Origin of the sequence: Ralstonia sp. ASV6, from assembly GCF_016429285.1 — a bacterium.
GTDB lineage: Bacteria > Pseudomonadota > Gammaproteobacteria > Burkholderiales > Burkholderiaceae > Ralstonia > Ralstonia flaminis.
In genome coordinates this window covers 1-314 of sequence record NZ_JAELUI010000599.1, presented here as the reverse complement: position 1 = coordinate 314, position 314 = coordinate 1, and the positions used below count along the sequence as shown (strand labels likewise).

The 314-nt window shown below is 73.6% G+C and carries 1 pseudogene; it reads right to left on the bottom strand.

The features are described 5' to 3' along the window. Positions 1 to 210: 210 nt before the first annotated feature. Positions 211 to 314 (bottom strand): annotated as a pseudogene (locus JHD73_RS28615) (LysR family transcriptional regulator); the annotation flags it as partial.

Below are 314 nucleotides of genomic sequence, written 5' to 3'. Positions count from 1 at the left end.
CCCCCCCCCCCCCCCCCCCCCCCCCCCCCCCCCCCCCCCCCCCCCCCCCCCCCCCCCCCCCCCCCCCCCCCCCCCCCCCCCCCCCCCCCCCCCCCCCCCCCCCCCCCCCCTTTTTACTGATCCGGCGCCCACCGAGATCTACACTCCACGGCCTTCGTCGGCAGCGTCAGATGTGTATAAGAGACAGGCCTTGACCCGCTCGAGAATGTCGCGGCAGCGCTCGAGATAGAGCGCGCCGGCTTCAGTCAACTGATGGCGCCGTGTCGTGCGATGGAGCAACTTGACCCCAAGGCGTGCTTCAAGCGCATTCAGGT